At 69.1% G+C, this 7489-nt stretch carries 9 protein-coding genes; 4 read left to right on the plus strand and 5 right to left on the minus strand.

Annotation, left to right across the window (positions count from 1 at the left end):
- The coding region (locus tag V7050_RS15925) for a pyridoxal phosphate-dependent aminotransferase (protein ID WP_324410820.1) at positions 1-847 on the plus strand (847 nt) is incomplete at its 5' end.
- Between the two features lie 137 nt (positions 848-984).
- Here the strand turns inward: V7050_RS15925 and V7050_RS15930 are convergent.
- Together V7050_RS15930 and V7050_RS15935 are read right to left on the minus strand one after the other, a co-directional pair.
- The gene (locus V7050_RS15930; protein WP_324364840.1) at positions 985-1557 is read right to left on the minus strand and encodes a peptidylprolyl isomerase; all 573 of its coding nucleotides are present in this window, start codon (positions 1555-1557) and stop codon (positions 985-987) included.
- Entirely contained in the window at positions 1557-2075 is a 519-nt protein-coding gene (locus V7050_RS15935) for a peptidylprolyl isomerase (RefSeq protein WP_324364838.1), read from the minus strand. The genes V7050_RS15930 and V7050_RS15935 overlap by 1 nt, the downstream gene beginning before the upstream one ends.
- Positions 2076-2248: 173 nt before the next feature.
- Between V7050_RS15935 and V7050_RS15940 the strand changes: the two genes are divergently transcribed.
- Entirely contained in the window at positions 2249-2668 is a 420-nt protein-coding gene (locus V7050_RS15940; RefSeq protein WP_324364836.1) for a YybH family protein, read from the plus strand.
- Between the two features lie 9 nt (positions 2669-2677).
- Here the strand turns inward: V7050_RS15940 and coaD are convergent, their stop codons facing one another.
- From coaD to V7050_RS15955, 3 genes are all read right to left on the minus strand, one after another.
- Positions 2678-3211, minus strand: coding sequence for a pantetheine-phosphate adenylyltransferase (gene coaD, locus V7050_RS15945; protein WP_324364834.1), 534 nt, complete (start codon positions 3209-3211; stop codon positions 2678-2680).
- A gap of 75 nt (positions 3212-3286) precedes the next feature.
- A complete protein-coding gene (locus tag V7050_RS15950) occupies positions 3287-3724 on the minus strand; it encodes a CBS domain-containing protein (RefSeq protein ID WP_324364832.1) in 438 nt (145 codons plus the stop codon).
- A gap of 132 nt (positions 3725-3856) precedes the next feature.
- Positions 3857-4756, minus strand: a complete 900-nt coding sequence (locus V7050_RS15955; RefSeq protein WP_324364831.1) for a LysR family transcriptional regulator — start codon at positions 4754-4756, stop codon at positions 3857-3859.
- A 227-nt stretch (positions 4757-4983) separates the two neighbouring features.
- On the opposite strand from V7050_RS15955, the gene V7050_RS15960 reads away from it, so the two are divergent.
- Complete coding sequence (locus V7050_RS15960; protein ID WP_324364829.1) at positions 4984-6483, plus strand: CoA-acylating methylmalonate-semialdehyde dehydrogenase; 1500 nt, start codon at positions 4984-4986, stop codon at positions 6481-6483.
- 107 nt (positions 6484-6590) lie between these two features.
- Entirely contained in the window at positions 6591-7445 is an 855-nt protein-coding gene (locus V7050_RS15965) for an enoyl-CoA hydratase/isomerase family protein (RefSeq protein WP_324410822.1), read from the plus strand.
- Positions 7446-7489: the final 44 nt, after the last annotated feature.

Raw genomic sequence — 7489 nt, forward strand, 5'->3', positions numbered from 1 at the left:
CATCATGTTCGGCGAGCCCGGCGCGGAAATCCTCTATCCCGATCCCGGATTTCCGATCTATCGCTCGATGATCGAGTTCACCGGGGCCAAACCCGTCCCGATCCCGATCCGTGAGGAGAACGGCTTCGCCTTCTCGGCCGACGAGACCCTGTCGCTGATCACCCCAGCGACGCGGCTCCTGATCGTCAACTCGCCCGCCAATCCCACCGGCGGCGTCACCCCGAAGGCGGAGATCGACCGCCTCGTGGCCGGGCTCGAGGCGCATCCGGAGGTGGCGATCCTTTCGGACGAGATCTACGACCAGATGCTCTATGACGGCGCGGCGCATGTCAGCCTGCTGGCCTATCCCGAGATTCGCGACCGGCTGATCCTGCTCAACGGCTGGTCCAAGACCTATGCCATGACCGGCTGGCGCATGGGCTGGTCGGTCTGGCCCGGCCCCCTCTACGACAGGGCGCGCAAGCTCGCGGTCAATGCCTGGTCCTGCGTGAACGCGCCGGCGCAATTCGCTGCGCTCGAGGCGCTGACCGGCCCGCAGGACGCGGTCGCCGCCATGCTCGCCGAATTCGACGCCCGCCGGAAGCTGGTGGTGGCGCTGCTCAACGACCTGCCGGGCGTCAGCTGCATCACGCCGAAGGGCGCCTTCTACGCCTTCCCCAATGTCTCCGCGACCGGCCGCAAGGCCAAGCCGCTCGCCGCCGCATTGCTGGAGGAAGCCGGCGTCGCGGTGATCGGCGGCCCGGATTTCGGCCTGCTCGGCGAGGGCTATATCCGGCTCAGCTACGCCAACAGCCAGGAGAACATCCGCCGCGCCGTCGGGCGGATGCGGGATTTTCTCGAAGGCTGACGCGGCTGACGCCGCGGGCGGCCTTTGCCGCCATCCGGCGCGCGCGGTGCGCGCATTGCGTTTGCCGGTGATGCGCCTGTTGGCGCATCACGACTGCTCTCCAGGTTAGCAAACCTGTATGAGATCCTTGGGCGCCCTCATTCCTCGGCCTTGAGATGCACCCGCGCCATCACGTCCGGATCCGCGACCATGCCGTTCGAGCCTCCGCCGCGCTTGATGGCGTCGACGACGTCCTGCCCCGCGATCACCCGCCCGACCACGGTGTACTGGCCGTTCAGATGCGGTGCGGGCGCGGTCATGATGAAGAACTGGCTGTTGGCGCTGTCGGGCGATTGCGACCGCGCCATGCCCACCGCGCCGGTGTCGAAGGGAATGTCGGAGAATTCCGCCGGCAGATCCGGCAGCGCCGAGCCGCCGGTACCGGCGCGGCCCTGGCCGAAGGCCTCGCGGGTGCCGAATTCCACGTCGCCCGTCTGGGCCATGAACCCGTCGATCACCCGGTGGAAGGCGACGCCGTCATAGGCGCCCTCGCGCACCAGGGTCTTGATCCGCTCCACGTGCCGGGGCGCGACCTCGGGAAGCAGTTCGATCTCGATCGTGCCCGCGGCCTCGCCCTCCACGGCGATCACCAGCACGTTGTCCACCTCCTGCGCCAGCGCCACGGTGGCGAGGCCGAGCGCGGCCAGTGCCGCGAGGAAGAGCCCGCGCATCAGGCGTCCGCCCCGGCATCGGCGGCGACCCGGACGGATCGCATCCGGTCGGGCTTCGCCGGCGGCTCGCCGCGGGTGATCGCATCGACATGCTCCATGCCGCTCACCACGCGCCCCCAGACGGTGTACTGGCCGTTCAGGAAATGGCCGTCCCTGAACATGATGAAGAACTGGCTGTTGGCGCTGTTGGGGTTCGCCGAGCGCGCCATGCCGAGCACGCCGCGGTCGAAGGGCAGCCGGGAGAATTCCGCCGGCAGGTCGGGATGCTTGGAGCCGCCGGTGCCGGCGCGGCGGAGGTTGAAGCCGTCCTCCATGTCGCCATGGGCCACGTCGCCGGTCTGGGCCATGAAGCCGTCGATCACCCGGTGAAAGGCGACATTGTCGTATTCGCCGGCCCGCGCCAGCGCCTTGATCCGCGCCACATGCTCGGGCGCCACCTCCGGCAGCATCTCGACGATGACCTCGCCGTCCGCAAGCGTGATGATGAGCGTGTTCTCCGGATCGCGTGTCTCTGCCATGTCCTACCTCCTCGATGGCTGTCGCGGCGGACCCTAGGCGTTGTGCGCCGCGGGGAAAAGGGCCGAGACGCGGTTGGCGGCCGGAGGTCGCGCGCGTCCCGAAGGCGAGGTTGCATGCCGCCGGCGGCGCGGCTTTGCTCGCGGCGGGCGATTAGGCCTGGGGGAGGACAGAGATGGCAGCACCCGAGGACTCGATCCGCGAATTGCTGGAAACCCGCCGCCGGGCGCTGCACGACCGGGACGCCGAGGCCTTCCTTGCCGCCTATGCGGCCGAAGCGGAGGTCTTCGACCTCGCGCCGCCTCTCTCCCATGGCCCGGATCCGGCGGGCGTCGCCGCCTGGATGGCGAGCTGGGACGGACCGATCGGCAGCGAGACGCGGCGGGTCGCGATCCGAAGCGCGGGCGGCGTCGCCTTCGTCGCGGGGCTGGAGCGGCTCCACGGCCGGCAGGGGGGCGAGGCCCGCGACATCTGGATGCGCTTCACGCTGGGGCTCGTGCAGGGCCCGGAGGGATGGCGGATCGCGCACGAGCATGTCTCGGTGCCGGTCCGCAAGACGCAGATCCTCATGGGCGCGACCGATCTCGCACCCTGATCCCGCGGTTCAGCCGCCCTCGGCAACCGCCGCGCGGCGCGGCCGCTCCGCGGCTCCGTAGAGCCGCGTCAGCGCCTCGACCACCCGGGGCGGCACGAAGCCGGAGACATCGCCCCCGAGCCGCGCGATCTCCTTGACCAGCCGGCTGGCGATCGCCTGGTATTGCGTGTCGGCCATCAGGAAGACCGTCTCGATGTCGTCGTTCATCGCGCGGTTCATGCCGACCATCTGGAATTCGTATTCGAAATCCGAGACCGCCCGCAGGCCGCGGATGATCACGCTGGCATCGACGTCGGCGGCGCATTGGATGAGCAGGTTGTCGAAGGGATGCGCCACGATCTCCACGCCGCAGGCGCGTCCGATCGGCACGCATTCCGCCTCGACCATCGCCACCCGCGTCTCGAGATCGAAGAGCGGGCCCTTGTCGCGATTGATCGCGACGCCGATCACCAGCCGGTCGACGAGGCTGCAGGCACGCCGGATGATGTCGATATGCCCCAGTGTGATGGGGTCGAAGGTGCCTGGATAGAGCCCTATTCGCATCGCCATCCCTCGCAGGTCACAGCCTCGCCGCGAGGCAATACCATCGTCCCTTTTCCGTCAAGCGCGGGGCCGGTGCTACCAGGTATTGGCGATCATGCCGGTGAGGGCGGAATTCTCCTGCTGGATCTCGGAGATGCGCGCCTTGACCACGTCGCCGATCGAGATCACGCCGACCATGCGGTTGTCGTCAATCACCGGCATGTGCCGGAAGCGGCCCTCGGTCATGCGCTCGAGGATCGAATCGGCCGTCTCGTCGAGCTTGCAGCCCACCACCGTCGCCGTCATCAGGTCCTGAACCTGCTTGTTCATGCATTCGATGCCCGTCAGGCCAAGCGAGCGGACGATGTCGCGCTCCGAGAGGATTCCATCAACGGTCGAGCCGTCGCGACTGACCACCACTGCACCGATCCGGTGCTTGGCCAGCAGTTCCGCCGCCGCGGTGACACTGTCCGTCGGCTTGATAGTGATCACATTGCGGATCGTCTTCGTGTCCACGATGTTGCGAACGAACATTGGGGCCCCCTCTCAACGCATTCTGCAAGTGTTCCCTCCGCCCGTCGACCTGTCAAGCGCGCAGCCGCCCGATGGGGGATGCCTGCCGGTGCGGCGCGGCCTTGCGCCTGCCTCGCGCCGGGCACCCGCGGCTCAGCCCCCCCGGGCGGCCTCGCCCGGAATCAGCGCGTTGCGCATCCATTCGACGATGACCTCCGCCATGCGGTTGATGCGCGCCACCCGCGCATCGTCCTGATGGCGCACCAGGTAGAAGGCCCGCGTCAGCCGAATCTCCTCGGGCAGGACCACCTCGAGCTCGCCATGCTCCCGCGCGACGAAATCCGGCAGGATGCAGAGGCCGCAGCCGCGAAGGCACCAGCTGAGCTGCATGATGAGGCTGTTGGAGGTCAGCGCCGGTTCGCTCTCGCGGCCGAGCAGGGCGTAATAGTCGAGCTCCTTGTCGAAGATCATGTCCGAAATGAAGCCGATGCCGCGAACCCCGCGCAGATCCTCGAGCCCCCTGACCGGCGCCGCCGCCGCGACCACGTCCGAGCGCGCATAGAGATGGAGCCGGTAATCGGCGATCTTGCGCACCGTCAGCCGCCCCGCGCTCGGCGGCGACAGCGTGATCGCCAGATCGGCCTCGCGCTTGGAGAGCGAGAACATCCGCGGCAAGGCGACGGCCTGCACCTGCAGATTCGGGTTGTCGCGGCTCAGCGCCTCGCAGGCATCGACCAGCAGATAGTTGGAGACGCCGTCCGGCGCGCCGATGCGCACGATGCCCGAAAGGCTGTCCGCCCGGCCGCCGATCTCCTCGCTCGCGGCCGAGGCCTGGGCCTCCATCGCCTGGGCATGGACGAGCAGGCTGCGCCCCGCCTCGGTCATGGCATAGCCCTGGGGCGAGCGGTCGAAGAGCCTGGCGCCGAGCGCCTCCTCCAGCGCGGTGATCCGCCGCCCCACCGTCGCGGGATCGAGCCCCAGGCTGCGGCCGGCAGCGAGCAACCGGCTCTGGCGGGCGACCGCCAGAAAGACCCGAAGATCATCCCATTTCATCGCGCTCTTCTGCAAACGGCACCTTTCCGCGGACATTCCCGGACTGGCGGCCCGGATGACCGCGCCCCTTCCGTCGAACCGGGATCCCCGATGCAGAAATCGGCCGGTGCGCCCGGCATTCCTGCCATCACGCCTGCAATAATGCAAAACGTTTCTCGGGCAATTTCCGCCTTCACTGCCCGGAGATTCCCGCTAGGCTGCTCCCGGCACAAAGTTGGGGGCGAGCGATGCAGGATCTCTGTCACTTCATCAACGGGGCGCGCGTGGCCGGAGCCTCGGGCCGGTTCGCGGAGGTCTTCAACCCGGCGACGGGCGAGGTCCAGGCCCGCGTGCCGCTCGCCTCGGCCGCCGAGCTCGAGCTCGCCGTGCAGGGCGCGATGGCGGCGCAGCCGAAATGGGCCGCGACCAATCCGCAGCGCCGCGCGCGGGTGATGATGAAGTTCGTCGATCTGCTGAACCGCGACCTCGACAAGCTCGCCGAGGCGCTCTCGCGCGAGCATGGCAAGACCCTGCCGGATGCCAGGGGCGACGTGATTCGCGGGCTCGAGGTCGCCGAATTCTGCATCGGCGCGCCGCATCTCCTGAAGGGCGAATACACCGATGGCGCCGGGCCGGCGATCGACATGTTCTCGATGCGCCAGCCGCTCGGGGTCGTGGCCGGGATCACGCCCTTCAACTTCCCCGCGATGATCCCGATGTGGAAGATGTGCCCGGCGATCGCCTGCGGCAACGCCTTCATCCTCAAGCCCTCCGAGCGCGATCCCTCCGTGCCGCTGATGCTCGCCGAGCTGATGCAGGAGGCGGGCCTGCCCGACGGGGTCCTCCAGGTGGTGAACGGCGACAAGGAGGCCGTGGACGCCATCCTCGACCATCCCGACATCGCCGCGGTCGGCTTCGTCGGCTCGACGCCGATCGCCGAATACATCTACGCCCGCGCCACCGCGCATGGAAAGCGCGCGCAATGCTTCGGCGGTGCCAAGAACCACATGATCGTGATGCCCGACGCCGACCTCGACCAGGCGGTCGACGCGCTCGTCGGCGCCGGTTACGGCGCCGCCGGCGAGCGCTGCATGGCGATCTCCGTCGCCGTGCCCGTCGGCGACAGGACCGCCGACGCGCTGATCGAGCGGCTGATCCCGCGGGTCGAATCGCTCAAGATCGGCCCCTATACCGCCGGCGACGACGTGGATTTCGGCCCCGTGGTCACCCGCGCCGCGCAGGATCGCATCCTCGGCCTCGTGGACAGCGGCGTCAGCCAGGGCGCCGAACTCAAGGTCGACGGCCGCGGCTTCAGGATGCAGGGCTACGAGAACGGCTTCTTCGTCGGCGCCTGCCTCTTCGACCGGGTCACGCCGGAGATGGACATCTACAGGGAGGAGATCTTCGGCCCCGTGCTCTCCACCGTGCGTGCGGGCAGCTATGCCGAGGCGCTCGATCTCACCATGCGGAACCCCTTTGGCAACGGCACGGCGATCTTCACCCGCGACGGGGACACGGCGCGCGACTTCGCGAGCCGCGTCAACGTCGGCATGATCGGGATCAACGTGCCGATTCCGGTGCCGCTCGCCTATCACACCTTCGGCGGCTGGAAGAAATCCGGCTTCGGCGACCTCAACCAGCACGGGCCGGACGCCTTCCGCTTCTACACCCGGACCAAGACGGTCACGGCGCGCTGGCCCTCGGGCATCAAGGAGGGCGCGGCCTTCTCGATCCCGACGATGGAGTGACGCGGAATGGCGCGGCGGCCCGGGATATTGCCGACCGAGATTCCGGGCCTGTCGCCGCCGATCCTGTTCGCGCCCGTGGCCGGCGCCGCGGCGGTCGCCTGGTGCCGATGAGCGACATCGTCATCCGCGTCGAGGGCCGTGTCGGCCGGCTCACCCTGAACCGGCCCGAGGCGTTGAACGCGCTCAGCTACGAGATGGTGCGCGCCATCGAGGATGCGCTGGACCGGTGGCGCGAGGATCCTGCCGTGCGGCTCGTGCTGATCGACGGCGCGGGCGAGCGCGCCTTTTCGGCCGGCGGCGACATCCGGCAGATCTACCGGACCGGCCGGCAGGGGGATTTCTTCTTCGCGCGCCGCTTCTGGGCCGACGAATACCGCCTGAACGCCCGCATCGCCCGCTACCCCAAGCCCTATGTCGCGCTGACGCACGGGCTCGTCATGGGCGGCGGCGTCGGCGTCTCGGTGCATGGCAGCCACCGGGTCGTCTGCGAGAGCTCGCGCATCGCCATGCCCGAATGCGCCATCGGCCTGGTGCCGGACGTGGGCGGCAGCGCGCTCCTGGCCGAGGCGCCGGGCCATCTGGGGGAGTTTCTCGGGCTCACTGGCCATCGCATGGGACCGGGCGACGCGATCCGGGCGGGATTCGCCGACCATTTCGTGCCTGCGGCGCGCTGGCGGGCGCTCGTCGCCGACCTTCAGGAAACGGCGGATGCGGATATCGTGGATCGCCATGCGGAGCCCCCGCCCGCCGCGGAGCTCGCTTCCGTCCAGCCCGCCATCGACGAGGTCTTCGCGGCCCCTGATCTCGCAACATTGGCCGCGCGCCTGGAGGTGAGCGACTGGGGCATGCAGATCTTGAAGGGGCTCGTGGGATTCTCGCCGCTCGCCATGGCCGTGACGCTCGAGCTCATCCGCACGGCTCGCCGCGAGCCCCGCCTGGAGGCGGCGCTCCGCCCCGAATAGCACCCCCTCTACCGCGCGATCACCGACGGCGCCCTGATGGGGGG

Source organism: Amaricoccus sp., from assembly GCF_036846665.1.
Taxonomy (GTDB): Bacteria; Pseudomonadota; Alphaproteobacteria; order Rhodobacterales; family Rhodobacteraceae; genus Amaricoccus.

Excerpts from the sequence above, each read along its gene's own strand:
- V7050_RS15930 (WP_324364840.1), bottom strand. The coding sequence starts at position 1,557 with ATGCGCGGGCTCTTCCTCGCGGCACTGGCCGCGCTCGGCCTCGCCACC.
- V7050_RS15935 (WP_324364838.1), bottom strand. The coding sequence starts at position 2,075 with ATGGCAGAGACACGCGATCCGGAGAACACGCTCATCATCACGCTTGCG.
- V7050_RS15940 (WP_324364836.1), top strand. The coding sequence starts at position 2,249 with ATGGCAGCACCCGAGGACTCGATCCGCGAATTGCTGGAAACCCGCCGC.
- coaD (WP_324364834.1), bottom strand. The coding sequence starts at position 3,211 with ATGCGAATAGGGCTCTATCCAGGCACCTTCGACCCCATCACACTGGGG.
- V7050_RS15950 (WP_324364832.1), bottom strand. The coding sequence starts at position 3,724 with ATGTTCGTTCGCAACATCGTGGACACGAAGACGATCCGCAATGTGATC.
- V7050_RS15955 (WP_324364831.1), bottom strand. The coding sequence starts at position 4,756 with ATGAAATGGGATGATCTTCGGGTCTTTCTGGCGGTCGCCCGCCAGAGC.
- V7050_RS15960 (WP_324364829.1), top strand. The coding sequence starts at position 4,984 with ATGCAGGATCTCTGTCACTTCATCAACGGGGCGCGCGTGGCCGGAGCC.
- V7050_RS15965 (WP_324410822.1), top strand. The coding sequence starts at position 6,591 with ATGAGCGACATCGTCATCCGCGTCGAGGGCCGTGTCGGCCGGCTCACC.